The sequence below is a fragment of the Amycolatopsis viridis genome (assembly GCF_011758765.1).
Lineage (GTDB): Bacteria > Actinomycetota > Actinomycetes > Mycobacteriales > Pseudonocardiaceae > Amycolatopsis_E > Amycolatopsis_E viridis.
In genome coordinates, this window is sequence record NZ_JAANOU010000001.1 from 125352 (window position 1) to 151402 (window position 26051).

The window sequence follows — 26051 nt, forward strand, 5'->3', positions numbered from 1 at the left end:
GTCCCCTCTCATTCCGGCGGTGTGAAGCGGCCGTCCACCGCGGTCCAGCCCCCGTCGACCGCCAGCACCGCACCGGTGACGAAGCTCGCGGCGTCGGAGGCCAGGTAGACGACGGCACCGGCCAGTTCGGACGCCTTGGCCCACCGGCCCAGCGCGCTCTTGCCGGCGTACGCGGCGTACCAGTCCGGGCTGGCCTTGATCTGCTCGGTCAGCGGCGTCTCGACCACGCCGGGCGCGATCGCGTTGACCCGCACCCCGGACGGTCCGAACTCGGCCGCCGCGGTCCGGAACAGCTGCACGAGCCCCGCCTTGGTCGCCGCGTACGGCCCCTGACCCGGTTCGACGGTGGTGCCGCGGATCGAGGAGAACCCGATGATGCTGCCGCGGCCGCGCTCGACCATGCCCGCCCCGAAGGCCCGGACGACGTCGAACGTCGCGCCGAGGTTGAGCGCGACCACCCGGTCGAACTCCTCGCGCCGGTAGTCCAGCAGGCGTTTGCGCACGTTGGTGGCCGCGGTCAGCACCACCACGTCGACCTCCAGCTCGGCCGCGGCGCGCTCCACGGCCGCCGGATCGAGCACGTCGATCTCGTAGGGCCTGCCGCCGGTCTCCCGGGCGGTCTCCCCCGCCGCACCGGGGTTGCGGTCGGCGCACACGACCTCGGCCCCGTGCGCGGCCAGGGCCAGCGCCGACTCACGGCCGATGCCGCTGCCCGCGCCGAGCACCACGGCCCGCTTGCCGTCGAGCCGGAACAGCTTTTCGTAGTTCACGCGCGGATCACCGCCATCCGGGTCACGGTCAGCTCGTCGATCGCGAACCGGGGACCCTCTCGTCCGATGCCGGAGTCCTTCACGCCGCCGTAGGGCATGGTGTCGGACCGGAACCCGGGCACCTCGTTGACCACCACGCCGCCGACCTCCAGCTCGTCGATCGCCCGCACGGCGGTCCGCAGGGAGCGGGTGAACACGCTGGCGTGCAGTCCGTAGCGGGAGGCGTTGACCTGCGCGAACGCCTCGTCCACATCGGCCACCCGGCGCAGGCACACGACCGGGCCGAAGATCTCCTCGTCCCAGCAGTCCACCCCGTCGGGTACGTCGGTCAGCACGGTGGGCCGGATGATCCCGTCCACCGCCTCGCCGCCCGCGGCCACCTCCGCGCCCGCCGCGACGGCCGCGGAGATCCAGTCGAGCACGCGGCGGGTGGACCGCTCGTCGATCAGCGCGGACACCCGGGTCTTCTCGTCGCGGGGATCGCCGGCGACCACCTCCGGCAACCGGGACAGCAGCCGCTCGGTGAACTCCTCCGCCACCGCGTCCACCACGAGCAGCCGCTGCACCGAGATGCACGCCTGCCCGGACGCGTAGAACCCGCCGCGCAGCACCGCCTCGACCGCGGCGTCCAGGTCGGCGTCGCCGGCCACCACCAGCGCGGCGTTCGACCCCAGCTCCAGCAGCGTCTTGCGGGGCGCGGCGTCCTTCGCTATCCGGTGCCCCACCGCGGCCGAGCCGGTGAACGACACCGCACCGATCCGCGGGTCGGTGACCAGCGCGGATCCGACCTCGGCATCGCCGGTGACCAGCTGGACCATCGGCAGCGGCGCGCCCGCGGCCGCGGCGGCCTCCCGCACCAGGTGCACCAGCCACAGGGTGGCGAGCGGGGTCTGCGGTGCCGGTTTGACGATCACCGGGCAGCCGGCGGCGATCGCCGGGGCGATCTTGTGCGAGGCGAGCAGCAGCGGGTAGTTGAACCCGGCGATGCCGACCACCACCCCGATCGGCTTGCGCACCCAGAACCCGGTCAGCCCCTCGCCGGCGGGCAGCAGGTCCAGCGGCACGGTCTCACCGTGCAACCGGGCGACCTCCTCCGCCGCGGCCTGCCAGGTCACCATCGTGCGGGCCACCTCGACGCGGCAGTCCACGAGCGGTTTGCCGGTCTCCACGACCAGCAGCCCTTCCAGCTCCTCGCGCCACTCCGCCAGCGAACGGTGCACACCCATCAGGACGTCGCGCCGGACGTGCGAGGGCAGCTTCGCCACCTCCCGCGCGACCAGCACCGCCTCGCTGACCGCGAGCTGGGCCAGCTCGACCGTGCCGACCGGTGCCCGGGCGACCACCGAGCCGTCGAACGGGAACCGGATCTCCGTGGTGTCCGTTGTGGACACCCACTCCCGCCCGATCGGCAACCCGTCGGGGTACGGATCGAACATCATCGTCCTCCCTGCAACCTGGCCAGTTCCGCACGCAGGTTCGGCGCCGCCGCGATCAGCTCCCGCGTGTAGGGGTGCCGTGGCTCCTCGTAGACCTGGTCCACCGCGCCCATCTCCACCAGCTCGCCGCGCCGCATCACGGCGACGGTGTCGCAGACCCGGCGTACCACCGCGAGGTCGTGCGAAACGAACACCAGCGTCAGGTCGAACCGCTCGGTCAGTTCGGCGAGCAGGTCGAGGATCTGCTTGCGCACCGACACGTCGAGCGCGCTGACCGGCTCGTCGGCGACGAGCACCCGCGGCCGCGGCGCCAGCGCTCGGGCGATCGAGATGCGCTGCCGCTGCCCGCCGGAGAACTGGTGCGGGTACCGGCCGGCGGCATCGGGCGGCAGCCCGACCGCGATCAGCAGCTCCGCGACGCGCTCCGGGTCGCGGCGGCCCAGCGGTTCGGCGATGATGTCGCGCACCCGCATGCGCGGGTCGAGCGACCCCATCGGGTCCTGGAACACGACCTGCACCGCCGACCGCAGGAAGCCCAGCTTCCGCTCGGGCAGGCCGTCGATCCGCCTGCCCTCGAACACGATCTCCCCTGCGGTGGGCCGGTCCAGTCCGGCCAGCAGCCGCACGATCGTGGACTTGCCGGACCCGGACTCGCCGACGATGCCGAACCGCTGCCCGGCCTCAACCGTGAACGACACGCCGCGCAGGGCGTGCACCTCGCGTGGCCGCCGGTAGCGGCGGTGGACCTCGCGCAGTTCGATCACGCCGCCTCCAGGTCCGACGCGGCCAGCAGCTTCTTCGTGTATTCGTGCCGCGGCCGGGTCAGCACGTCCGAAGTGGACCCTTCCTCGACGATGCGGCCGTCGAGCATGACGAGCACGCGCGTGCACACCTTCGCCACCACGGCCAGGTCGTGCGTGATGAACAGCAGCGCGGTGTCCCGTTCCGCGACCCCGGTCAGGATCAGGTCGAGCACCTGCGCCTGCACGGTCACGTCGAGGGCGGTCGTCGGCTCGTCGCAGATCAGCAGCGCGGGATCGTTGGCCAGCGCGATCGCCAGCATCACCCGTTGCCGCTGGCCGCCGGAGAGCTGGTGCGGGTAGGCCCGCGCGAGCTGTTCCGGATCGGGCAGCTGCACCGCCTCCAGCAACGCCACCGCAGCCCGCCGGGCCGTGCTCCGCGATCCACCGCGGTGCAGCCGGATCGGCTCGGCGACCTGTTTGCCCACGCGCATCAGCGGGTTCAGCGCGGTCATCGGTTCCTGGAACACCATGGCGAGGTCGCGCCCGCGCCGCCGCGACAGCTCACGCTCGGACGCGCCGACCAGCTCGGCGCCGCCCAGCTTCGCGGACCCGGTCGCGTGCAGTCCCTCGGGCAGCAGGCCCATCACCGCGGAGGCGGTCAGCGACTTGCCGGACCCGGACTCGCCGATCAGCCCGACCCGCTCGCCCCGGCCGACCGTGAACGACACCTCCCGCACCAGCGGGCTCGGCCCGGCGTGCACCGACAACTCCGACACCTCGAGGGTCATCGCCGCTCCAGCCGTGGGTCGAGACGATCGCGCAGACCGTCGCCGAGCAGGTTGAACCCGAGCACCGCGATCGCGATCGCCAGGCCCGGAACCAGCGCCAGCCGCGGCTGCACGGTCAGCAGTTCCTGGGACTCCTGCAGCATCCGGCCCCAGGACGGCGTCGGCGGGCGCGTGCCGAAGCCGAGGAACGACAACGCCGCCTCGGCCAGCACCGCGATGCCGAACGACACCGAGCACTGCACGATCACCAGGCCACCGATGTTCGGCAGCACGTGCCGGCGCGCGATGAAGAACCGCGACCGCCCGGCCGCGCGCGCCGCGAGCACGTATTCGGTGCTCATCACCTGCAACGTGCCCGAGCGCGCGATCCGCGCGAACGACGGGATGGTCGCCACGCCGATCGCGATCATCGCGGTGACCGTGCTCGCGCCGTAGACCGCACCGAGCATGATCGCCAGCAGCAGCGCGGGGAAGGCCAGCACCAGGTCGTTGACCCGCATGACGAACTCGCCGAGCGACCGTTTCGACATGCCGGCGAGGATGCCCAGCGGTGTGCCGGCCAGCGCCGCGACGCCCACCGCGATCACGCCGACGTAGAGGGTGGTGCGGGCGCCGAGGAGGATCTGGCTGAACACGTCCCGGCCGAACTTGTCGGTGCCGAGCCAGTACTCGCCGGTCGGGCCGAGCAGCCGCGCCGTCGCGTCCACCTTGAGCGGGTCGTGCGGTGTCCAGCCGAACGACACCAGCGCGGCCAGCACCACGAGCCCGACCAGCACCGCGCCGGCGACCAGCGTGGGCGAGGTCCGTCGGATCACCGGTGCGCTCATCGTGCCGTCCTCAGCCGGGGGTCGATCACCACGTACAGCAGATCGACCACGAAGTTGACCACCAGCACCGCCACCACCAGCACGAGCACGATGCCCTGCACCGACAGCAGGTCACGCGCGGACACCGAGTCCAGCAGCATGCTGCCCAGGCCGGGCAGCACGAACACCCGCTCCACCACGACCGCGCCGATGAGCAGCGTGGTCAGTTGCAACCCGAGCACGGTCACCACCGGCACCGCCGCGTTGCGCATGCCGTGCCGCATCAGCGCCGGGTACGGGCGCAGTCCCTTGGAACGGGCGGTCCGCAGGTAGTCCTGGCCGAGCGTGTCCAGCACGGCCGAGCGCACGTACCGCGTCAGCACGGCGGCCTGCACGATGCCGAGCGACAGCGCGGGCAGGATCAACCCGCGCAGGAACTCGCCGGCGTCGGAGTCCGGCGGCGTCCACCCGCCGGAGGGCAGCCACCGCAGCTGGACCGCGAACACCTGCACCAGCAGGATCCCGGCGAGGAACGCCGGCACCGCCACGCCCAGCTGTGACAACCCGGAGATCGCCGTGCCGCCGAACCGCCGGTGCCACACCGCGGCGAGCGCACCGAACGGCACCGCGAGCACCACCGCGACCAGCATCCCGGCGCCCACCAGCCACAACGTGACGCCGAGCCGGTCGAGCAGCTGCGGCCCGATCGCCTCGCCGGTGACGTAGGACCGGCCGAAGTCGCCGTGCAGCACGCCGCCCATCCAGCTCAGGTACTGCTCGACCAGCGGCCGGTCGAGGCCGAAGTCCGCGCGGGTCCTGGCGAGCAGTTCCGGGGTGGCGTTGATACCGAGCGCGACCTGCGCCGGATCACCGGGCAGCACGGCAAGGAACGCGAACACCACGATCGAGGCGACCAGCACGCTGATCACCAGGATCGCCACGCGGCGCAGGATCGACAGTGCCATCAGCCCAGCCCCGTCAGGTCGAAGGACTCGCTGACCTGGTTCGCGGCCAGCCCGGTCACCTTCTTCTTCGCCACCACCACGTTGGGGTACAGGAACAGCCAGTCCGCCGCCGCGTCCGCGGTGATCGTCCGGGCGACCTGGCGCATGTCCGCGACCTGCTCCTCGGGGGTGCCGGCGTCGGCGGCCGCGAGCAGTTGCCGGACCTGGGGGTTGTCGTATCCCCAGTAGTACTTGGGGTTGCCGAAGGTCGTGATGTCGCGCGCCTCCACGTGCTGCACGATCGAGGCGTCGAAGTCGTGGTCGGTGAAGACCTGCTTGAGCCACACGGCTGGGAAGTCCAGCGGCTCGATCGTGACGTGCACGCCGACATCGGCCAGGTCCGAGGCGACGACCTGGGCGGCCGCGGTGGCGTAGGGCAGGTTCGCGACGCGCAACCGGATCGAGAGGTTCGTCTGCCCCGCTTCGGCGAGCAGTGCCCTGGCCCGCGCCGGGTCGTGCGGGTAGTAGCCGGACAGGTCGTCGTACCACGGGTCGGTGGGCGGCACCATGCTGCCGAGCACCGTGCCGCGGCCGGCCCACGCGGTGTCCAGCAACGCCTTCCGGTCGACGGCGAGCGTGAGTGCGCGGCGGACGCGCACGTCGGTGAACGGGGCCTTCGCGCCGTTGAAGGACAGCACGACCTCGCCGTTGGTGGTGCCCTGCAGGACGGTGAAGCGGTTGTCGTTCTCGAACTGCGGGATCGAGTCCGGCGCCGAGATCTGCGCGATCACGTCGATGCCGTTGCTGAGCAACGCGTTGTTCAGGGCGGTGGGATCCTTGATGTACTTGAGGATCACGGTCCGGTAGGCCGGTTGCCGTCCCCAGTAGGCGGGATTGGCCTTGAGCACGATGGAATCGCCGCGGCGCCGGGACTGGAGCTGGTAGGGACCGGTGCCGACCGGGGTGTTCGCCAGGTCGGCGACGCCGGTGGGGCTGAACATCGCGCCGACGCGGCCGGTCATGTCGAACAGCCAGCCGTTGCTCGGTTTCGTCAGCACGACCCGGGCGTGCAGCGGGTCGACCACCTCGACGTGGTCCACGACGTCCATCTTGGACTTGATGGAGATGGTCCAGCCGGTCTTGACGCGGTCGATCGAGAACTTGACGTCGGCCGCGGTGAACGGCACGCCGTTGCTGAACCGCACACCGGGCCGGAGCTGGAAGTCGTATGTGCGCCGGTCCTCGCTCACGGTCCAGGACTCCGCGAGCAGCGGCACGATCTTGCCGCTCGGATCGAGCTTCACCAGGCCCTCGTAGACGTTGTAGAGCAGGGCCTGCGGGATCGCGCTGCCGTCGGTGCGGGTGAAGTCGAAGTTCGCCGGTTCGGCCGTGAAGCCGACGGAGAGGGTGTCCGGGCCGGAGCTGACCGAGGCCGTGGACCCGGCGGAGCAGGCCGAGATCACCAGCAGAAGCGCCAGTGCCGCGGAAATTCGGACTTTCATCCTCACCCCGAGTCAGTATGCTGGTCCGACCAGTAGCCTAGGTTTGCACCGCGCGAGGTGAAGGTCAAGAGACGATGGAATTCGAGCCGGTCAGCCCGGTCCGCGCGTACGAGCGGATCGTGGAACAGATCGAGCAGGCCGTGCTCACCGGCCGGCTCCGCCCGGGCGAACGGCTGCCCGGCGAGCGCGAGCTGATGGCCCGCTTCGGCGTGAGCCGCTCGACCGTCCGGGAGGCGCTGCGCGTGCTGCAGTCCGGTGAGGTGATCCGGTCGCGTCCCGGGGATCCGCGTGGCCCGGAGGTCCTGCCCGCTTCCCCGGTGAGCTTGCAGAAATCGCTGGACCGGCTGGCGCGCGCGGAAACGCTGGGACTGGCGGAGTTGCTCCAGTTCCGGATGATCCTGGAGGGGTCGGCGTACCGGCTGGCCGCGGAGCTGCGCACCGAGGAGGACCTGGCGGAGCTGCGCACGGCGCTCGCGACAATGACGTCCACTGTGGACGACTACGCCTCGTTCAGCCGCGCCGACGTCGCCTTCCACGACGCGGTGGCGCGCGCCGGGCGGAACACGCTGATCGTGGTGTGCGGCAAGGTCGTGCGCGGGGTGGTGCAGGACCTGATCGCGGGAAAACTGGAGTCCTCGTCGGACCGCGAGGCGCTGATGCGGGCTTCGGTGGCGCACCACCAGGAAGTGCTGCGCGCGGTGGAGGACGGCGACGGGCCGCTGGCGGCCCGCCTGGCGCGGCGTGCGCTGTACGACTACTACGCGGAGTACGTCGGCGCCGAAGACCGCGTGGTGCTGGAGCACCTGCTGGACTGAAAACCCGTGGCCGGCCACGCGGCGGGATCGCTACGGTTGCGGCATGGCGTACGAACATCCGCTCGCCTACGTGTTCGCCCTGGAGGGCCTGGCGCTGCTGCGGTCGTTCCGCGGTGAGCACGACCGGGCGTTCGTGGCGGACCGGCTCGCCGAGATCCGCCGCCTGCTCGACGACCCGGCGGAGGGCGTGGAGGTCGCGCACGTCGACCCCGTCGAGGGCTACGACCGCTGGGCGCCGACCTACGACTCGCCCAACCCGGCGTTCGACTTCGACGAGCCGTTCGTGCGCTCGGTCGCTGCGGGAATGCCGCCCGGAGTCGCGCTGGACGCGGCCTGCGGCACCGGCCGGATGACGGCGGCGCTCGCCGCGCACGGCCACCGGGTGATCGGCGTGGACGGTTCTCCGGGCATGCTCGCCGAGGCCCGGAATCGGTTGCCGGACGCGGATTTCCGCCGCGGTGACCTCGATTCCCTGCCCGTGGACGCGGACTCCGTGGACCTGGTCACGTGCTCGCTCGCGCTGACCCACGTGCCCGGCCTCGGGCCGGTGTTCGCGGAGTTCGCCCGCGTGCTGCGGCCGGGCGGGCGCCTGGTCGTCGCCGATGTGCATCCCGAACAGGTGGCGCGCGGGCACGTGCCGGCGGTGCGCCGCGCGGACGGGACGCCGGCGCGCGTGCGGTCGCACTGCCACCGCACCGGCGACTACCTGCGCGCCGCGCTCGCCGCCGGACTGACGCCGCGGCAGTGCTCGGAACCGGTGGTGGCACCGCGCGCGGTGCCACCGGGCGGCCCGGGTCCGTGGGAGGCGTGGCCGTGGTCGCTGGCCGGCCTGGCACCCGCGGCCGCGGAAGCCGCCGGCGCCGGTGTCCCGTCGATGATCCTCTGGGAGTTCCGGAACTAGTCTTCCGCGAGGATGGCGTCGATCTGGCCTTCGGCGAGCTTCATGCCCTCCTCCATGCCCATCTCGATCAGCTTCTCCAGCTCCTCGATGCTGGCGAAGGAGCTGACGGTGGTCATCCGGGTGCCGGTGCCGGACGGCTCGAACGTGACCGCACAGTGGATGACCGGCATGTCCGGGCTGCGTTCGCCGTTCTCGTCGGCGAAACCGTCGTCGAACTCCAGCCGCTTCGGCGCGTCGATCGCCGTGATGCGCCACCAGCCGTGGGCTTTCGTCCCGTCCGGGCCGGTCATGAAGTAGCTGGAGCTGCCGCCGACCGTGAAGTCGTGCTGCTCGAAGGTCGCCGGCCAGGTCGGCGGGCCCCACCAGCGCTCGAGCTTGCGCGGGTCCGCCCAGACCCGCCACACCCGGTCGGGGGCCGCGTCGTACTCGGCGACGATCGTCAGGGTGAGGGCCTGCGTGTCCTGGTGCGAGCTGATGACGGTCATTCGTCCTCCTCGGACAGGATGTCTTGGATGTTGCGAACGCGGTGGTGCCAGATCCGTTCGTATTCGCCGAGCAGGCGAGCCGCGGTGCGCAGAACCTCGGGATTGCCGTGCACGAGCCGCTCACGCCCGCTCCGCTGCTTGACGACGAGCGAGGCCCGCGCGAGCACCGCCACGTGTTTCTGCACGGCGGCGAAGCTCATCTCGTACCTGCGGGCGAGCTGCGAGATCGACTCCTCCTGCCGGAGCACCCGGGTCACGATGTCGCGCCGAGTGGCGTCCGACAGCGCGTGGAAGATCCGGTCGATCTCCGCGTCGCCGAGCTGATTTACAACCACATGGTTGTACGTTAGTGGCTGCCGGGGCCGGGCGCAACCATCACGCTTGACCTCCAGCTACCTGGAGGTTCTACCGTCGTCGGCATGATCTTCACCGAACGCGAACGCGCCTACCTGCGCAGCCAGCCCCTCGGGCGGATGGGCACGGTGGACGTCAAGGGACGTCCACAGGTGCGGCCGCTGGGCTTCGAGCTCAACGACGACGGCACCATCGACATCGGCGGCCCGAACCTGAGCGGCAGCCAGAAGTGGCGCAACCTCGAGCGCAACCCGGAGGTGTCGTTCGTCGTCGACGACCTCACACCGAACGAGCCCGGCGCGGTCCGGCCCGGCTGGGGACGCGGCATCGAGATCCGCGGCACGGCCGAGCTGCTCACCGGTGTGGAGCCGCCCGCGTACGGCGGCCCGTCGTTCAGCAACGAGCTGATCCGGATCCACCCCCGGGTTGTCTACGCCTGGCACCTCGACCGGGACCAGCTCGTCCGCCGGGCTCAGGTCAGCGCCTGAGCCAGGTCCCGCCACAGGTCCTCGGGGTCCTCCAGGCCCACGCTGAACCGCACCAGCCCGGCCGGCACGTGCGCGTCACCCGGCCACACCGCCCGCCGTTCGACGAGGCTCTCCACCCCGCCGAGGCTGGTGGCGTGCTGGATCAGGCGCAGCGCGGCGCACAGCTGGTCCGCGGCCGCCGCATCGGCCAGCTCGAAGGCGATCATCGTGCCCTGACCCGGGTAGCGCACCTTGGTCACCGCCGGGTGCTCGCCCAACCGCGCCGCGAGCAGCGCGGCGGTGCGGGACTGCTCGGCCAGCCGGACCGGCAGCGTCCGCAGGCCACGCAGGGCGAGCCACGCCTCCAGTGCACCGGGCGTGGCGCCGTTGCGGGTGCGGGCGTCGCGCAGCTCCTCGGCCACGCCCTCGTCGGCCGCCACGGTCAGGCCGAGCAGCAGGTCGCTGTGCCCGCCGATCAGCTTGGTGGCGCTGTGCACCACGATGTCCGCGCCGAGCGCCAGCGGCTGCTGCCCCAGCGGCGTGGCGAACGTGTTGTCCACGACCACCCGGGCGCGCTGACCGGTCAACGGCGCGATGTCGATCAGGTCGAGCGTCGGGTTGGTCGGCGACTCGACCCACACCACGTCGGCTTCGCGCGCGGCGGCGAGCCAGCCCTCCCGATCGGCCGGGTCGATGCGCCGCACCTTCAGCCGCCCCTTGCCCGCGGCGTGGTCGAGCAGCCCACGGGTGCCCGAGTAGCTGTAGACCGGCACGGCGACCTCGGCGCCCACGTCCAGCAGGTCGATCACCGCCGCGGCGGTCGCGATGCCGGACGCGAACGCCGTCGCCCGGCCGCCCTCCAGCGCGCCGATCGCCTCCTCCAGCGCCGCCCACGTCGGCGTGCCGTTCTCGCGGGCGTACTTGAAGCCACCCCCGGCGACGTAGGTGCTGGTCGCCACCAGCGGTGTGTTCAGCGGCTCGCCGGGCTGGTCCGGCCGCCCGGCTGCGATCGCGCGGCTGCGCGGGGACAGGTCGTCGAGGTTCACGCGTTCTCCCTGATCAGTGTGCGGGCCACGGTCGCGTCCGGGGCCAGCGCGGTCAGCCGCGACACCAGGTCGTCGGCCGCCGCCGACAACGCGTCCAGCGACATCGGCTCGAGCCGTTCCAGCAGGAACAGCCCGCGCGTGCTGTCCTCCCGCAGCCGGGTCCGCACGCACTGGCGGTGGTTCCAGCGGCGGCACGTCACACCGGCGTCGTCCCGCCAGACGACCTCGCCGGCGTCCGCGACCTCGGTGTCCGGTTCGCCGTTGCGCATCGTGTCGAAGGGCTCGTCACCCCGCGCCCGCACCAACCGCGGCAATCCAACGTAACAGTCCAGGTCCTCGCCGCCGACGGGCAGCCGGTGCTGCACCGATACCGCGTTGTAGAGGTCAACCACCCGGTTGACCTGCGGCAGTCCCGAGCCGGCCCGGCGCAGCAGGGCGTCCACCGAGGGCCGGGTGCGGTTGGGCTTGGCGCCGAAGGCGCGGTACGCGTCCCGCCACGCCTCGACGTGCGGATCGTCCGCGGCCCGTTCGGCGGCGACGGCGAGCGCTTTCGCCGAGTCCTCGTCGCTGGGCCCGCTGGGCAGGCCGTCCACCACGACGGCCAGGACCGCGAAGTCCGGCCGCAGCGCGAAGACCGCCGGATCCACCCGGATCCCGGTCAGTAGGTCAGTCATGTCGGTCATTCTATCAACCTGTCAGGTGCACTAAAATGACCATCATGACCGACCCCGCCGCCGTCCTCGCCCGCAACATCCGCGTCCACCGCTCGGCGCGGCAGTGGAGCATGGACACCCTGGCGACCCGCGCCGGGCTGAGCAAGGGGGTGGTCGTCGCGCTGGAACAGGGCCGGGGCAACCCGAACCTGGCCACCCTGATCCGGATCAGCGACGCCCTCGGCCTCTCCCTGACCGCGCTGCTGGAGGGCGGCGAGCCACCCGCGATCTCGGTCACCGGCACCGCGACCGTGCTGTGGCGGGGCCCCGCCGGCGGCACCGGGCGCCTGTTGTCCGGCACCGACGCGCCCGCACCCGCGGAGCTGTGGCGGTGGCACCTCGAACCGGGCGAGCGGCACGACAGCGAGGCCCACGCCCCCGGCACCCACGAGCTGATCCACGTCCTCGCCGGCGAGCTGCACCTGAGCGTCGGCGAGCGGTCGGTCGGCGTGCCGGCCGGGTCGACCGCCCGGATGACCGCCGACCAGCCGCACAGCTACGCCAACCAGGGCGGCGAGCCGGTCGACTATGTCGGCGTGGTCGTGGTGCCCGGCTGACGGCGCTGAAGGCGCCCGCCGCACCGGTGGGTACCGTGCAACGACCACAGTCACAGGGAGGAAAGACGCATGGCACCCCAACGTCCCGAGGTCGACAAGCCGACCGGACCGCCCCCGGCGGAGCTGGAGGTCACCGACCTCACCGTCGGCGACGGCGCCGAAGCCGCCGCCGGCAACGTGGTGTCGGTGCACTACGTGGGCGTCTCGCACTCGACCGGCGAGGAGTTCGACGCGTCCTGGAACCGGGGTGAGCCGCTGCGCTTCCCGCTCGGCGCGGGACACGTCATCCCCGGCTGGGACCAGGGTGTGCAGGGTATGAAGGTCGGCGGCCGCCGCCGCCTGGTCATCCCGCCGCACCTGGCCTACGGCGACAGCGGCGCGGGCAACGTGATCAAGCCCGGCGAGACCCTCGTCTTCGTGGTGGACCTGGTCGGCGTCAGCTGAGCCGGGCCGCCACGCGCGTCAGCAGGCCGAGCACGGCCGGCACCGGCGCGGCCGGCCGGGGGCGGTGCACCGCGTAGACCTCGCGGTCCAACCTGCTCCCGGCCAGGTCACGCACCACGACCCCGTCCGCGCCGCGCAGCACGCTCGCGGGCGCGAGCGCGACACCCAGCCCCGCTCGGACGAGCGCGAGGATCGCTGCGTAGTCCCGTGTCTCGTAGGCGATCCGTGGTTCCACCCCGTCCTGGGCGGCCAGCAGATCCAGGGACGGGCGGTCCGCCGAAATCCAGTCTTCGTCGACGAGGTCGGCCAGCTTCACGCCGCCCGCCCGGTCCGTCCGGGCCGCCGGGTGGTGGGCGGGCAGCACCAGCCGCAACCGATCGGCCAGGAGCGGCACCCGGGTCAGGCCGCGGGCCGGGGGCAGCTGCCGTCCCGGGTAGCGGTGGGTGATCAGCAGGTCCAGTTCGCCGGAGACCACGAGCTCGTAGCCGTCCGGTGGTTCCACGTCCACCAGCCGAAGGCGGGTCGCCGGGTGTGCGCGCCGGAACTCGCCCACGACCTGCGGGAACAGCACCTGTCCCGCCGTCGCGAACGTCCCCACGCTCAGCGTGACGGGCGGCCGGTTCCGGAGCTCCGCAAGCGTTTGCTCCGCCGCTCGGAGCTCCCCCACGATCGTCTCGCCGTGCGCCACCAGCCGCCGGCCGGCCTCGGTGAGCGAGGTGCCGGTGGTGCGCCGTTCCACCAGGGCGCACCCGGCCTCGCGCTCCAGCCGGGCCAGCTGCTGGGACAACGCCGAGGCGGTGAAGCCCATGTTCCGCGCCGCGGCGGCGATGGATCCGGCGTGGGCGACCTCGACCAGGACGCGCAGCCGTTCGGCGACCAGCATCCATTAAGTATCGCTAACTCCGGGCAAGCGGAACGCGCTGGCGGCTTACGGCCGCTCCGCGCAGAGTGGAGTCATGACCACCACCGTCGTCCCCGGCGTCGCCGACGTCGCTGCTGCCGCGGAGCGCATCCGCCCCTACGTCCGCCACACCCCGGTCCTGCGCGCCGAGGTCGACGGCCGTCCGCTCGTCCTGAAGCTGGAGCACCTGCAGCGCACGGGCTCGTTCAAGATGCGTGGCGCGCTGAACGCGTTGCTCACCGGCGAGCGACCGGAGCAGGTCGTGACCGCATCCGGTGGCAACCACGGCATCGCGGTGGCAACGGCGGCGGCGATCCTCGGCGTGCCCGCCACGGTGTTCGTGCCCGCGACCGTGCCGGAGAGCAAGGCCCGCCGCATCGAGGCGGCCGGCGCGCGCCTGGTGCGGGCCGGTGAGCGGTACGCGGAAGCGGCCGCGGCCGCGCACAAGGCAGCGGCCACGCCCGGTGCGCGGTACGTCGAGGCGTACAACGACCCCGCCGTGGTCGCCGGCCAGGGCACGGTCGCGGCGGAGATCGTCGCTGACGCGCCCGAGGTGGACGCGATCGCCGTGGCCGTGGGCGGGGGCGGGCTGGCGGCCGGGGTGACGCTCGGCTCGGGCGGCAGGCTGACGGTCGCGGTGGAGCCGGAGCGGTGCTCGTGCCTGCACCAGGCGCTCGCGGCCGGTCACCCGGTGGACGCGGAGGTCAACTCGGTCGCCGCGTCGGCCTTGGGCGCGACCCGGGTCGGCGACGTGACGTTCGGGGTGCTGTCCGGGTCGTCGGTGCGCTCGGTCCTGGTCACCGAGGCGGAGATCCTCGCCGCACGCGACCGGCTGTGGGACGAGTTCCGGCTGGCCGTCGAACCGGCCGCCGCCGTGCCGTTCGCCGCCTGGCTGGCCGGGGCGGTGCCGGGTGAGACGGCGTGCATCCTGCTCTGCGGCGCCAACGCGGAATGGACGCCGTGACCATCCCGACACAAGAAAAGACCCGGGCTCTGTGAACCAGAGCCCGGGTCGTCGCGTGGGCGAGGAGGGAGTTGAACCCTCACGTCCTTTCGGACACACGGACCTGAACCGTGCGCGTCTGCCATTCCGCCACTCGCCCGAGTTGCCCTGACAGCGAAGAGAACTCTAGCAGGCCGTTGCGGGGCCCTTCAGCGGGGGTCGTGTCGAAGGGCGCGGATCCCGATAGGATCGATGCGAAAGCACATGGTGCGGAGGAGGGCGAGGGTTCCGTGGGTCGCGTTGAGCGCTTCGATCGACGCCTGGAATCCCTGGTGGGCAACACCTTCGCACGCATGTTCGGCGGGAACGTCGTCACGCAAGAGGTGGCGCAGGCCCTGGAACGCGAAGGGGAGGACAACGTCCGTGAGCTGGCCGGTGGCAGGCTGCTCGCTCCGAACCACTACATCGTGTCCCTGGGGCCGGCGGACCACGACCGGATGGCCGGCGACGAGTTGCGCGTCACCCGGGTGCTCACGGAGGCCGTCCGGGAGCACCTCGCCGAACACGGCTGGGACACCTATGGTGACGTCGTAGTTTCGCTCGAGCGCAACGACGCGCTGCATACTGGACAATTCAAGACCCGTTCATCCGTCGACCCCGACGTCAGCGCGCGTACTGTCGCGGGTTCAGGACGGTCAGCACGACCCAGCAACGCAGGAGACCCAGCAATGAGCCAGCCTCCCGGCTACGGCCAAGGCCAATACGACCAGGGTGACCCGTACGGCCAGCAGGGCCAGTACGGCTACGGACAGCAGGGACAGCCCGGGTACGACCAGGGTTACGGGCAGCCGGCGCAGCCGGGTTACGACCAGGGTTACGGCCAGCACCAGGGCGGGTACGACCAGGGCGGCTACGGACAGCAGGGACAGCCCGGGTACGAGCAGGGTGGCTACGGGCAGCCGCCGCAGCCGGGTTACGACCAGGGTTACGGCCAGCCGCCGCAGCCGGGCTACGACCAGGGCTACGGGCAGCACCCGGGCGGGTACGACCAGGGTTACGGGCAGCCGGCGCAACCGGGTTACGACCAGGGCTACGGCCAGCCGCCGCAGCCGGGCTACGACCAGGGCGGCTACGGGCAGCCGCAGGGCTACGGCACGCCGCCCGGTGGCTACGGTCCCCCGCAGGGCGCACCGGACCCGTACGCGCAGCAGGGCTACGCCCCGCCGCCCGCCGCGCCCGGCGCCGGCCGTCAGGTACAGGCTGTCCTGCAGCTCGACGACGGCTCGAACCGGAACTACACGCTCAAGCAGGGCGGCAACGTCATCGGCCGCGGCCAGGACGCCGACTTCCGCCTGCCGGACACCGGTGTCTCCCGCCGCCACCTGGAGATCACCTGGGACGGCCAGAGCGCGACGCTCGCCGACATCGGCTCCACCAACGGCACCACGGTCAACGGCACCCCGGTGCAGACGTGGCAGCTCGCCGACGGTGACGTGATCCGGGTCGGGCACTCCTCGCTGGTGTTCCGCACGCAGGGCTGACACGCGCGCCGGTAGCCTGCGCCTGCCCGGGTTCGCACCCGAAATCCCGTGTCCCGCAGAATGACCCCTGCGAGACGCCGTGGCGCGTGCGTGCCACGGTCGGGGAAACAGAAGGCGGAGACACGTGCCGGAGCTGGTCGTTCAACTCACCAGAGTGGGCTTTCTCGTGCTGCTCTGGCTGTTCGTGCTGGCCGCCCTTCGGGTGGTGCGCTCGGATCTGTACGCGGCGTCGGGCCTGAAGGTGGCGATGCCGGGCCTGCGCCGGGCGAAGGAGCAGAAGAAGCCGCGGGGCGGCGCCAAGACGCCTCGCCAGCTGCTCGTCACCCACGGGGCGCTGGCCGGGACGCGGATCGCGCTGGACGGCAGACCGATCACGATCGGCCGCGCCGACGACTCGACGCTGGTGCTGGACGACGACTACGCCTCGACCCGGCACGCTCGGCTGTCGCTGCGCGGCGCGGACTGGTACGTGGAAGATCTGGGATCGACCAACGGCACTTATCTGGACCGGGCTAAGGTCACTGCACCCCTCCGAGTTCCACTCGGTGTCCCCATCCGGATCGGCAAGACGGTGATCGAGCTTCGCCCATGACACTCGTTCTTCGCTACGCGGCCCGCAGTGACCGTGGCCTGGTGCGGTCGAGCAACCAGGACTCGGTGTACGCAGGGCCCCGCCTGCTCGCGCTCGCCGACGGCATGGGTGGCCATGCTGCGGGCGAGGTGGCCAGCAAGGTCGTGATCGCTTCCCTCGCCCCGCTCGACGACGACGAGCCGGGCGACGACCTGCTGAGCATGCTGAGAGACGCGGTGGCCGGCGGTAACGCGGCCATCAGCGAGCTGGTGGCGAACGACCCCGACCTCGACGGGATGGGCACCACCCTCACCGCGATGTTGTTCTCGGGCTCCCGCCTGGGCATGGTGCACGTCGGTGACTCGCGGGCCTACCTGTACCGCAACGGCCAGCTGACCCAGATCACCCGTGACGACAGCTTCGTCAACGAGCTGCTCGAGCAGGGCCGCATCACCGCCGATCAGGCCGCGACCCACCCGCAGCGGTCGCTGCTGCTCAAGGCGCTCACCGGGCACGAGGTGGAGCCGAGCCTGACCGTGCGCGAGGCGCGCGCCGGCGACCGGTACCTGCTGTGCTCCGACGGTCTGTCCGGGATGGTCAGCGACGAGACCCTGGCCGAGGCCATCCGCATCCCGGACCCGCAGGACTGCGCCGACCGGATGATCGAGCTGGCGCTCAAGGGCGGCGGCACCGACAACGTGACGGTCATCGTCGCGGACGTGGTGGACGTCGAGTACGGCGAGAACGCCCCCATCGTGGGCGGCGCCGCCGGTGACGGCAGCGACCAGTACGACCACCAGGGCGATTCCCCCGCGGCCCGTGCCAGGGCACTGACCCAGCCGCCCCCGCCGCCACCGCAGATGATCGTGCCGCCGGAGGAGCCGAGGAAGCGCCGCAAGTGGCGCTGGGTCGTCGGCATCCTGCTGGTCCTGGTCGTGCTCGGCGCGGGTGCCATCGCCACCCGCTACTTCGTGCTGAGCCAGTACTACGTCGGCGAGGGCGCGGGCGGCGAGGTGGCGATCTTCCGCGGCGTGCCCGGCAGCATCCTGGGCATTCCGCTGCACCAGCAGGCCGAGGGTTCGTGCCCGGCCGGTGACCAGATGTGCGACAAGCTCACCGTGCCGCAACTGCAACAGGACGCGCAGGCGGCGGTGCGCAACGGCGTGAAGAAGGACAGTTTGGCCGACGCCCGCGACTACATCGACAACTTCCTGCGGTTCAAGACGTTGCGGGATTGCGCGCAGCCCACCGTTCCCGGGGTGACGACGAGCCAGCAGCCGGGGAGGGACTGCGCGACGACGACGGTGCCAGGAGGCGGTGGCTGATGAGCCAGCCACCACTGCCGGATCCGGCAGCCGCCGTCTACGCCAGCAACCCGCCGCGGGAACTGCCCACCAGGCGCGGCACCGAGCTGGCCATGCTCGGTTTCGCCGCGTTCATCGTGACTTGCGCGTTCGTGCTCGTGCAGGCGAACCAGGAACAGGAGCTGTCCTGGTCGATCGTCTGGTACGGCCTGGCGTACCTGGGTCTCTTCGCGATCGCCCACGCCGCCGTGCGCCGGTGGGCGGCCTACGCCGATCCACTGATCCTGCCGTCCGTGGCGCTGCTCAACGGACTGGGCCTGGTGATGATCTACCGGATCGACCTGGCGATGGCCGAGCGGGCGACGAAGGCCAGCCGCGACTTCACCGCGGCCGCGCCCAAGCAGGTGCTGTTCACCGCGCTCGCGCTGGCGCTGTTCCTGGCCGTGCTGATCATGGTTCGCGACCACCGGACGCTGTCCCGGTACGGCTACACGGCGGGCCTGATCGGCATGGTCGCGCTGGCGCTGCCGGCGCTGCTGCCGAGTTCGCTGTCGGAGGTCAACGGCGCGAAGGTGTGGCTGAAGCTGCCCGGCCTCTCGATCCAGCCCGCCGAGTTCTCGAAGATCCTGCTGATGATCTTCTTCGCCTCGTTCCTGGTGGCCAAACGCGATTTGTTCATGATCGCCGGCCGCAAGGTGCTCGGCGTCGAGCTGCCACGCGCTCGTGACCTCGGCCCGCTGCTCATCGCCGCCGCGGTCTGTCTGCTGGTGCTGGTGTTCGAAAAGGACCTGGGCACCTCGTTGCTGATCTTCGGCATCGTGCTGGTGATGCTCTACGTCGCCACCGAGCGCGCGATCTGGGTGGTCACCGGGCTCGCCTTTTTCGTGGTCGGCTGCCTCATCGCCTACCAGCTGTTCACGCACGTCGAGCAGCGCGTGGCGAACTGGATCGACCCGCTCGCGACCTACTCGAACCAGGGCGGCGGATACCAGATCGCGCAGGGCCTGTTCGGGCTGGGCACCGGTGGCGTCGGCGGCACCGGCCTCGGCGCCGGGCGCCCGGACATCGTGCCGGAAGCCAACACCGACTTCATCACCGCCGGTCTGGGCGAGGAACTCGGGTTCATCGGGCTGGCCGCGATCCTGATGATCTACCTGCTGCTGGCCACCCGCGGCATGCGCAGCGCGCTGGCGGTCCGGGACACCTTCGGCAAGCTGCTCGGCTGCGGCCTGTCGTTCGCGATCGTCATGCAGGTGTTCGTGATCGTGGGCGGGGTGACGAAGCTGATCCCGATGACCGGTATCACGACGCCGTTCCTGTCCTACGGCGGTTCGTCGCTGCTGGCCAACTACATCCTGGTCGCCCTGCTGCTGCGCATCTCCGACGCGGCTCGGCGACCGGCGCAACGCGCCCGGCCCAAGCAGCCGCCGCAGCAGGCTCCGCTGGCCGAGGCGAACACCGTGATGGTCAACCGCCCGCCGGCCGGCGGGAACCAGGCAGGGGAACCCACGGCATGAACAAGCCCATGCGCCGCGTCGGCATCGCGATGATCACCATGGTGGTGCTGCTGCTCGCCAACATCACCTACATCCAGGTGGTGAAGGCCGACCAGTACCGGACCGACTCGCGCAACCAGCGGGTGCTGCTGGACCAGTACTCCCGACAGCGCGGCAGCATCGTGTCGCAGTTCGACGGCCAGGTGCTGGCCGACGTGACCGAGACGGACGACAAGCTGCGGTTCCTCCGCCGCTACGCCAACGGCCCGATGTACGCGCCGGTCACCGGCTACTACTCGGTGCGCTACGGCTCCGGTGGCCTGGAGCGGGCCGAGGACGACATCCTCAACGGCGAGGACCCGCGACTGCTCGTGCGCCGCCTGTCGGACATGATCACCGGGCGCGATCCGCGTGGCGGGAACGTCCAGCTGACCATCAACCCGGCGGTGCAGTCGGCCCTGTACAACTCGATGACGTCGAAGGGCTACACCGGCGCCGCGGTCGCGATGAACCCGAAGACGGGCGAGATCCTCGCGATGGTGTCCACGCCGTCCTACGACCCGAACGCACTCGCCTCGCACGACGGCGACGACCAGCAGCAGGCGTGGTCCCGGTTCAGCGACGACCCGAAGAACCCGATGCTGAACCGGGCGATCTCGGAGACCTACCCGCCGGGTTCGACGTTCAAGCTGCTGATCGCCGCGGCCGAGCTGGAGAACGGCGCCACCGCGGACACGCCGGTGAGCAACGCGCCGAACGTGAAGCTGCCGGGCACCAACGTCACGCTGGAGAACTACGGCGGCGAGGTCTGCCCCGGCACCACCTTCAAGGACGCGCTCGCCCACTCCTGCAACGTCCCGTTCGCGACCTTCGCGGGCCAGCTGGGAGCGGACAAGCTGCGCCAGACCGCGGCGAACTTCGGACTCGGCGCACCGCTGTCGATCCCGATGAACGTCGTGCCGTCCAGTCTGGGCGACCTGGACTCGCAGGCCGCGCTGTACCAGTCCGGCATCGGCCAGCGCGACGTGCGGCTGACGCCGCTGCAGGACCTGATGCTGTCCGCCACCATCGCCAACGGCGGGATGGCCATGAAACCGCAGCTGATCAAGAAGCTGCTCGCGCCGGACCTGTCCGACCTGCAGAGCTTCAGCCCGCAGGAGCTGACCGGCACGCCGGCGCTGTCGCCGCAGAACGCGGCCGTGCTGCGGGACATGATGCTCGCCTCCGAGGCCAACACCAAGGGCGGCGGCAAGCGCGGCAACATCCAGATCGCGTCCAAGACCGGGACCGCCGAGCACGGCACCGACCCGAAGGCGACCCCGCCGCACGCCTGGTACACCGCGTTCGCCCCGGCGGCCGACCCGCAGATCGCGGTCGCGGTGATCGTGGAGTCGGGCGGCAACCGCGGCCTGGAGGCCACCGGTGGCACGGTGGCGGCCGAGATCGGCCGCGCCGCGATCAACGCCCAGCTCGGGGGTGGGTAGCGCATGCTGTCCACCGGTCAGCTACTGGCCGATCGCTACCGGCTCGTGCACCGCATCGCGGTGGGCGGCATGGGTGAGGTGTGGCAGGCCAGTGACACCCGGTTGGACCGCATCGTGGCGGTGAAGGTGCTCAAGGCCGAGCTGTCGCAGGACGCGGAGTTCCTGCACCGCTTCCGCACCGAGGCGCGGACGACCGCGTCCCTGAACCACCCGGGCATCGCGGCGGTGCACGACTACGGCGAAACGGTCGCGGGCGAGCACGCGATCGCGTACCTGGTGATGGAGCACGTCGACGGTGAACCGCTGGCCGGGATCCTGCTGCGTGAAGGCAGGCTGGCCGCCGACCGGACGCTGGACATCCTCGAACAGGCCGGCAACGCGTTGCAGGCCGCGCACGAGCGCGGGCTGGTCCACCGGGACATCAAGCCGGGCAACATCCTGGTCACCCCCACCGGCACGGTGAAGATCACCGACTTCGGCATCGCGAAGGCCGCCGACGCCGCGCCCGTCACCCGCTCCGGCATGGTGATGGGCACCGCCCACTACATCGCGCCGGAGCAGGCGCTCGGTCACGACGCGGAACCGGCGAGCGACGTGTACTCGCTGGCGGTGTGCGGGTACGAGTGCCTGGCCGGGCACCGCCCGTTCCTGTCCGAGAACGCGGTGACGGTCGCGATGATGCACATCCGCGACCTGCCGCCGCCACTGCCGCCGGATGTGCCGCCGCACGCACGCGCCGTCATCGAGGCGACCCTGGTCAAGGACCCGCGGCAGCGCTACAACAGCGGCGGCGAGTTCGCGGCCGCGATCGCCGCGGTGCGGGCCGGGCACGCGCTCCCGACGCCACGCGGCCTGGTGCAGACTTATGCTCCGGCCGCCGGGCCGGTGGCAGCGACCGGGCCGGTGCCGCAGTCGGCGATGCAGCCGCTCAGCCCAGCCGGGATGCCGCACCCGAGCGGGGTGCTGCCGATGCCGGTGCCACCGCGCAGGCGGGTGCCGATCGCCGTGTGGGTGCTGCTGGCCCTGCTGGTGGCCGGGATCGTGGTGGCGCTGCTGGTGTTCCTGCCCGACTGGGGAGGTCCCGACAGCGGCCACGCCCCGGTCGGCACGACCGACATGGTTCCCGGCTCGCGGCATTTCCCTCCCCCCGAACAGACGACTTACGAGGCATGATGAGCACACCTTGGACGGAATGGAACGGCCTTCCCCGATGACTGCACCCAGGATGCTGTCCAACCGCTACGAACTGGGCGACACGCTCGGTTACGGCGGCATGTCCGAGGTCCACCACGGCACGGACATCCGGCTGGGCCGCGAGGTCGCCGTGAAGATCCTGCGTGCCGACCTCGCCCGGGACCCGCAGTTCCAGGAGCGGTTCCGCCGTGAGGCGCAGAACGCGGCGGCGCTGAACCACCCGGCGATCGTCGCCGTGTACGACACCGGTGAGGCGCAGACCGAGTACGGCCCGCTGCCGTACATCGTGATGGAGTACGTGCGCGGCCGGACGCTGCGGGACATGGTCAAGACCGAGGGGCCGCTGTCGCAGAAGCGCGCCATGGAGGTCATGGCGGACGTCTGCGCCGCGCTGGATTTCTCGCACCGGCACGGGATCGTGCACCGGGACGTGAAGCCGGCGAACGTGATGATCACCGACCAGGGCGCGGTCAAGGTGATGGACTTCGGCATCGCGCGCGCGATGCACGACGGCCAGGCCGCGATGACGCAGACCGCCGCGGTGATCGGCACCGCGCAGTACCTGTCGCCGGAGCAGGCGCGCGGTGAGGGTGTGGACGCGCGCAGTGACGTGTACGCCGCCGGCTGCGTGCTGTTCGAGCTGGTCACCGGCGAGCCGCCGTTCACCGGTGATTCACCGGTCGCGGTCGCCTACCAGCACGTGCGGGAGGACCCGAAGGCGCCGTCGGCGGTCAACCCGGCGGTGTCGCCGGAGCTGGACGCGATCGTGCTGAAAGCGCTCGCGAAGGGCCCGGCGAACCGGTACCAGTCGGCCGCCGAGATGCGCGCGGACCTGGTCCGGACGCTGTCCGGGCAGCGTCCGTCCGCACCGATGGTGATGACCGCGGACGAGCGCACCCAGGTGCTCGGCGGGGCGCCCGGGCACGCCGCCGATTACGACGACGACCCGGCCGCTGCCGGGGAGGACGCGCAGCGCCGCAAGCGCCGCCGGATCGTCGCGGCCGTGATCTTCACCCTGATCGGCGTCGGGCTGCTCGCGTTCATCCTGTGGCTGAACAACGCCTTCGACGCCAAGCCGGACACCGAGATGATCCCCGACGTCCGGCACCAGACCCAGGCACAGGCCGAGTCGACGCTTCGCAGCAAGGGGTTCAGCAACTTCACGACGGTGGACAAGCCGTGCGTGCGCCAGCCCAACGGGACCGAGACGTGCTCGGCCGACTCCATCGACACGGTGATCAGCACGGATCCGGCCGCGGGGACGAGGCTCGCGAAAGACCAGGTGATCAAGCTCTACATCGGCCGCCGTCCGGCCAACGTCGCGGTGCCGAACCTGCTGGGCAAGACCCGCGACGAGGCCCAGGCGCTGCTCAACCAGGCCGGGTTGCTGCTCGACCCGGCCGTGTCGGAGGTCGACGTCGACGACGCGAACCAGTACGGCAAGGTGCTGGGCCAGAACCCGGCCGCGAACACCCAGATCCCGCAGGGCACCACGGTGGCGATCAAGGTCGGCAAGACGCCGAACATGGTCACGATCACCGACTACACCGGCCAGCAGTACAGCGTCGCCAAGGCCGGCCTGGAGGCCCTCGGGTTCAAGGTGAGCAAGCAGGAGGCCGACTCGGACCAGCCGCAGGGCCAGGTCCTCAACCAGAAGCCGAACGGCGGCCAGCAGCGGGAGGGCTCGACCGTCGTCCTGACCGTGTCGAACGGGTCGCAGCAGAAGATCACGATGCCGGACCTGCGCGGCCTGACCCAGAACGAGGCGATGCAGCGGTTGCAGCAGGCCGGCTGGGACGGCGACGCGAACTACCAGGCCGACAAGAACGCCGGTGACGACATGGCCGGCAAGGTCACCGGCACGGCGCCGGGACCGGGCACCCAGATCGCGAAGAACCAGGCGATCACGATGTTCATCGGCGAATCCGACGGCGGCGGGAACGACAGTTCCTCGCCGAGCAGCTCGCACGGGTTCCCCATACCCCGCAACTGACCGCGGAAACCGGGCCCGCTTCCTCTCGAGGAGGCGGGCCCGTTTCGCGTCCGTGACCCGTTGATCGAGGGCCTGTGACAGAACGCATACGTTCTGCGAATAACGTATCCGTATGGTAATCGCCCCTCCGATGCCCCCGAGTCGCATCGAGCAACCCGAGGTCGCCCATGCCGAGCTGCCCCGCGGCAAGCGGGCACCGGCAATCGCCGCGGTGGCCGGTGGCACGGCCCTGATCGCGGTCCAGGCCGCACGGTACGGGAACTGGCTCGTCGACGACTCCGCCATCACGTTCGGCTACGCCCGGAGCTTCGCGCAAGGACTGGGACCCGTCGTGCAGCCGGGCGCAGAAGCCGTGGAGGGGTACTCGAATCCCACGTGGACACTGCTGCTGGCGCTCGGCAGGCTGATCGGCTTGTTCGACCGCGGCACGATCTTCGGCATCCCCGACTACGTCCTGTTCCCGAAGGGGCTGGGGCTGCTGTGCTGCGCGGCGATGCTGGTCGCGATCCACTGGGCGGCCACGGCGGTGACGCGCCGGGCCTGGCTGGTGACCCTGCTGGCCGGGGCCGTGCTCGCGGCGGTGCCGTCGTTCGTGGCCTGGACGGTGTCCGGCCTGGAGAACCCGCTGTACGCGCTGACCGTGGTCGTGCTGGCCGCAACGGTCTTCCGCGCCGTCCTCTCCGGACGGTTGCGCACGCCCGGGGTCGCGGTCGCGGCCGGTGCGCTCGCGGCAGCGGCCGCGCTGACCCGGCCGGAGGGGGTGGTCTACGCCGGGGTGTACCCGCTGGTGCTGCTGATCCACCTGCGCCGACCGGTGCTGCGGTCGAGCGTCCGCCACGTGCTGATTTCGACGGCCGTCTTCGCGGTCCCCTACGGCGGGTACCTCGCCTGGCGCTACCTGGAGTTCGGCCGGCTGGTGCCGAACACCGCGGTCGCGAAGGGACAGGAGCTGCCGTCCGTCGAGCAGCTGACCCGTGCCGGCGACCTGGTGCAATACGTGGGCGCGCCGGCCGTGCTCGTGCTGGTCATCCTGGTCGGGCTCGCGCTGTCCCGGTCCTGCCCGTGGCGGGACGGGCTCATCACGTTGCTGGTGCCGCTCGGTCTCGCCGCGCTCGCGTACGCGGTGCTGGCACCGGACTGGATGGCCCAGTTCCGGTTCGCCACGCCGGTGTGGGCCCTGCTCGCGATGATCGGCGCGCTCGTGACGGTGGAGATCTTCCGCGCCGCCCGCGCGCGCGGCCGCACCCTGGTGGCGGCCGCCCTCGTGATCACCCTGGTACCGTCCGCGATCACACTCGAGATGGCTGCCAAGGCGTTCGTCCAGAAACCGACGCTGCCGATGTGCTTCATCGCCGACCGGTTCGGCCGCGTGTTCAACCAGTACGCCGACATGCTGGGCGTCTCGGAGGGTTCGGTCGCGGAGCCCGACCTCGGCGGCACGTCGATGACCAGCCGGCTGCACGTCATCGACCTCGCCGGGCTGGTGGACTCGAGGATCGCGGACGCTTGGCACGTCAACGACATGGCCGCCCTGCGCGACTACATCCTGGAGGACGCGCGCCCGACGTTCCTGCACTTCCGGATGTTCTGGGGCGGGCGCACCGGGCTCGCCACCGACCCCCGGGTCGCCCGCGACTACGTGCCGATCTACACGTACCCGGCGCCGGAAGAGTACGGCGGTGACTTCGTCCGTCGCGAGGTGGCCCAGGATCCGGCGCGGCTCGCCGCGGCACGAGAATACGCGGCGAAGGCAGTTCCGGCGACTCAGACCGGGATCTACGAGCGGGGCAGGCGCGCCTGCGGTGACACGCTCTCCCCGGGGCAGACCGCCCTCGAATCGCTCTGACCGGTCG

Annotated in this window: 26 protein-coding genes and 1 tRNA gene; 14 read left to right on the plus strand and 13 right to left on the minus strand. The window is 71.4% G+C overall.

What is annotated here, in order from left to right; all coding sequences use genetic code 11:
* Positions 1 to 8: 8 nt before the first annotated feature.
* From FHX46_RS00615 to FHX46_RS00645, 7 genes are read right to left on the minus strand one after another with little or no spacing between them, the layout of a single operon-like run.
* Positions 9 to 770: an SDR family NAD(P)-dependent oxidoreductase gene (locus FHX46_RS00615; RefSeq protein ID WP_167109713.1), complete on the minus strand. Its 762-nt coding sequence runs from the start codon at positions 768 to 770 to the stop codon at positions 9 to 11.
* Complete coding sequence (locus tag FHX46_RS00620; protein WP_167120956.1) at positions 767 to 2206, minus strand: aldehyde dehydrogenase family protein; 1440 nt, start codon at positions 2204 to 2206, stop codon at positions 767 to 769. The genes FHX46_RS00615 and FHX46_RS00620 overlap by 4 nt, the downstream gene beginning before the upstream one ends.
* The gene (locus FHX46_RS00625) at positions 2206 to 2970 is read right to left on the minus strand and encodes an ABC transporter ATP-binding protein (RefSeq protein ID WP_167109714.1); all 765 of its coding nucleotides are present in this window, start codon (positions 2968 to 2970) and stop codon (positions 2206 to 2208) included. The genes FHX46_RS00620 and FHX46_RS00625 overlap by 1 nt, the downstream gene beginning before the upstream one ends.
* Positions 2967 to 3737, minus strand: coding sequence for an ABC transporter ATP-binding protein (locus FHX46_RS00630; protein ID WP_167109715.1), 771 nt, complete (start codon positions 3735 to 3737; stop codon positions 2967 to 2969). The genes FHX46_RS00625 and FHX46_RS00630 overlap by 4 nt, the downstream gene beginning before the upstream one ends.
* Positions 3734 to 4564: an ABC transporter permease gene (locus FHX46_RS00635; protein WP_167109716.1), complete on the minus strand. Its 831-nt coding sequence runs from the start codon at positions 4562 to 4564 to the stop codon at positions 3734 to 3736. Before FHX46_RS00635 ends, FHX46_RS00630 begins: the two co-directional genes overlap by 4 nt.
* Complete coding sequence (locus FHX46_RS00640; RefSeq protein ID WP_167109717.1) at positions 4561 to 5508, minus strand: ABC transporter permease; 948 nt, start codon at positions 5506 to 5508, stop codon at positions 4561 to 4563. Before FHX46_RS00640 ends, FHX46_RS00635 begins: the two co-directional genes overlap by 4 nt.
* Positions 5508 to 6989, minus strand: a complete 1482-nt coding sequence (locus FHX46_RS00645; RefSeq protein WP_167109718.1) for an ABC transporter substrate-binding protein — start codon at positions 6987 to 6989, stop codon at positions 5508 to 5510. The genes FHX46_RS00640 and FHX46_RS00645 overlap by 1 nt, the downstream gene beginning before the upstream one ends.
* Positions 6990 to 7063: 74 nt before the next feature.
* On the opposite strand from FHX46_RS00645, the gene FHX46_RS00650 reads away from it, so the two are divergent.
* Together FHX46_RS00650 and FHX46_RS00655 are read left to right on the plus strand one after the other, a co-directional pair.
* Complete coding sequence (locus tag FHX46_RS00650; protein ID WP_167109719.1) at positions 7064 to 7804, plus strand: FadR/GntR family transcriptional regulator; 741 nt, start codon at positions 7064 to 7066, stop codon at positions 7802 to 7804.
* Positions 7805 to 7847: 43 nt separating this feature from the next.
* Complete coding sequence (locus FHX46_RS00655) at positions 7848 to 8705, plus strand: class I SAM-dependent methyltransferase (protein ID WP_167109720.1); 858 nt, start codon at positions 7848 to 7850, stop codon at positions 8703 to 8705.
* On the opposite strand, the gene FHX46_RS00660 is transcribed toward FHX46_RS00655, so the two are convergent.
* Positions 8702 to 9190 (minus strand): SRPBCC family protein, encoded by a 489-nt coding sequence (locus tag FHX46_RS00660; protein WP_167109721.1) that lies wholly within the window; start codon positions 9188 to 9190, stop codon positions 8702 to 8704. The genes FHX46_RS00655 and FHX46_RS00660 overlap by 4 nt on opposite strands.
* Positions 9187 to 9525, minus strand: a complete 339-nt coding sequence (locus tag FHX46_RS00665; RefSeq protein WP_167109722.1) for an ArsR/SmtB family transcription factor — start codon at positions 9523 to 9525, stop codon at positions 9187 to 9189. The genes FHX46_RS00660 and FHX46_RS00665 overlap by 4 nt, the downstream gene beginning before the upstream one ends.
* Before the next feature lie 84 nt (positions 9526 to 9609).
* On the opposite strand from FHX46_RS00665, the gene FHX46_RS00670 reads away from it, so the two are divergent.
* Positions 9610 to 10032 (plus strand): PPOX class F420-dependent oxidoreductase, encoded by a 423-nt coding sequence (locus FHX46_RS00670; protein ID WP_167109723.1) that lies wholly within the window; start codon positions 9610 to 9612, stop codon positions 10030 to 10032.
* Here FHX46_RS00670 and FHX46_RS00675 read toward each other — a convergent pair.
* Complete coding sequence (locus FHX46_RS00675) at positions 10017 to 11057, minus strand: trans-sulfuration enzyme family protein (protein ID WP_167109724.1); 1041 nt, start codon at positions 11055 to 11057, stop codon at positions 10017 to 10019. The two genes, FHX46_RS00670 and FHX46_RS00675, sit on opposite strands and share 16 nt — an antisense overlap.
* Positions 11054 to 11731, minus strand: a complete 678-nt coding sequence (locus tag FHX46_RS00680; protein WP_243871199.1) for a B3/B4 domain-containing protein — start codon at positions 11729 to 11731, stop codon at positions 11054 to 11056. Before FHX46_RS00680 ends, FHX46_RS00675 begins: the two co-directional genes overlap by 4 nt.
* Before the next feature lie 44 nt (positions 11732 to 11775).
* On the opposite strand from FHX46_RS00680, the gene FHX46_RS00685 reads away from it, so the two are divergent.
* Both FHX46_RS00685 and FHX46_RS00690 read left to right on the plus strand, forming a co-directional pair.
* Positions 11776 to 12327 (plus strand): helix-turn-helix domain-containing protein, encoded by a 552-nt coding sequence (locus FHX46_RS00685; RefSeq protein ID WP_167109726.1) that lies wholly within the window; start codon positions 11776 to 11778, stop codon positions 12325 to 12327.
* 69 nt (positions 12328 to 12396) lie between these two features.
* On the plus strand, positions 12397 to 12771 hold the full coding sequence (locus tag FHX46_RS00690) for an FKBP-type peptidyl-prolyl cis-trans isomerase (protein WP_167109727.1): 375 nt from the start codon (positions 12397 to 12399) through the stop codon (positions 12769 to 12771).
* On the opposite strand, the gene FHX46_RS00695 is transcribed toward FHX46_RS00690, so the two are convergent.
* Positions 12764 to 13654, minus strand: a complete 891-nt coding sequence (locus FHX46_RS00695; RefSeq protein ID WP_167109728.1) for a LysR family transcriptional regulator — start codon at positions 13652 to 13654, stop codon at positions 12764 to 12766. The genes FHX46_RS00690 and FHX46_RS00695 overlap by 8 nt on opposite strands.
* Before the next feature lie 73 nt (positions 13655 to 13727).
* Between FHX46_RS00695 and FHX46_RS00700 the strand changes: the two genes are divergently transcribed.
* Complete coding sequence (locus FHX46_RS00700; RefSeq protein ID WP_167109729.1) at positions 13728 to 14636, plus strand: serine/threonine dehydratase; 909 nt, start codon at positions 13728 to 13730, stop codon at positions 14634 to 14636.
* A gap of 56 nt (positions 14637 to 14692) precedes the next feature.
* Here FHX46_RS00700 and FHX46_RS00705 read toward each other — a convergent pair.
* Positions 14693 to 14775 (minus strand) — tRNA-Leu (locus FHX46_RS00705).
* 130 nt (positions 14776 to 14905) lie between these two features.
* On the opposite strand from FHX46_RS00705, the gene FHX46_RS00710 reads away from it, so the two are divergent.
* The 8 genes from FHX46_RS00710 to FHX46_RS00745 all read left to right on the plus strand — a co-directional run bounded on the left by FHX46_RS00710 (position 14906) and on the right by FHX46_RS00745 (position 26044).
* Positions 14906 to 16156 (plus strand): DUF3662 and FHA domain-containing protein, encoded by a 1251-nt coding sequence (locus tag FHX46_RS00710; RefSeq protein ID WP_167109730.1) that lies wholly within the window; start codon positions 14906 to 14908, stop codon positions 16154 to 16156.
* 124 nt (positions 16157 to 16280) lie between these two features.
* A complete protein-coding gene (locus FHX46_RS00715) occupies positions 16281 to 16748 on the plus strand; it encodes an FHA domain-containing protein FhaB/FipA (RefSeq protein ID WP_167109731.1) in 468 nt (155 codons plus the stop codon).
* On the plus strand, positions 16745 to 18052 hold the full coding sequence (locus tag FHX46_RS00720) for a PP2C family protein-serine/threonine phosphatase (protein WP_167109732.1): 1308 nt from the start codon (positions 16745 to 16747) through the stop codon (positions 18050 to 18052). Before FHX46_RS00715 ends, FHX46_RS00720 begins: the two co-directional genes overlap by 4 nt.
* The gene (locus FHX46_RS00725) at positions 18052 to 19548 is read left to right on the plus strand and encodes an FtsW/RodA/SpoVE family cell cycle protein (RefSeq protein WP_167109733.1); all 1497 of its coding nucleotides are present in this window, start codon (positions 18052 to 18054) and stop codon (positions 19546 to 19548) included. Before FHX46_RS00720 ends, FHX46_RS00725 begins: the two co-directional genes overlap by 1 nt.
* Entirely contained in the window at positions 19545 to 21011 is a 1467-nt protein-coding gene (locus tag FHX46_RS00730) for a peptidoglycan D,D-transpeptidase FtsI family protein (RefSeq protein ID WP_167109734.1), read from the plus strand. Before FHX46_RS00725 ends, FHX46_RS00730 begins: the two co-directional genes overlap by 4 nt.
* A 3-nt stretch (positions 21012 to 21014) precedes the next feature.
* On the plus strand, positions 21015 to 22184 hold the full coding sequence (locus FHX46_RS00735; RefSeq protein WP_167109735.1) for a protein kinase domain-containing protein: 1170 nt from the start codon (positions 21015 to 21017) through the stop codon (positions 22182 to 22184).
* A gap of 37 nt (positions 22185 to 22221) precedes the next feature.
* Entirely contained in the window at positions 22222 to 24198 is a 1977-nt protein-coding gene (gene pknB / locus FHX46_RS00740; protein WP_167109736.1) for a Stk1 family PASTA domain-containing Ser/Thr kinase, read from the plus strand.
* 130 nt (positions 24199 to 24328) lie between these two features.
* Entirely contained in the window at positions 24329 to 26044 is a 1716-nt protein-coding gene (locus FHX46_RS00745; protein ID WP_243871200.1) for a hypothetical protein, read from the plus strand.
* The last annotated feature ends 7 nt before the right edge of the window (positions 26045 to 26051 follow it).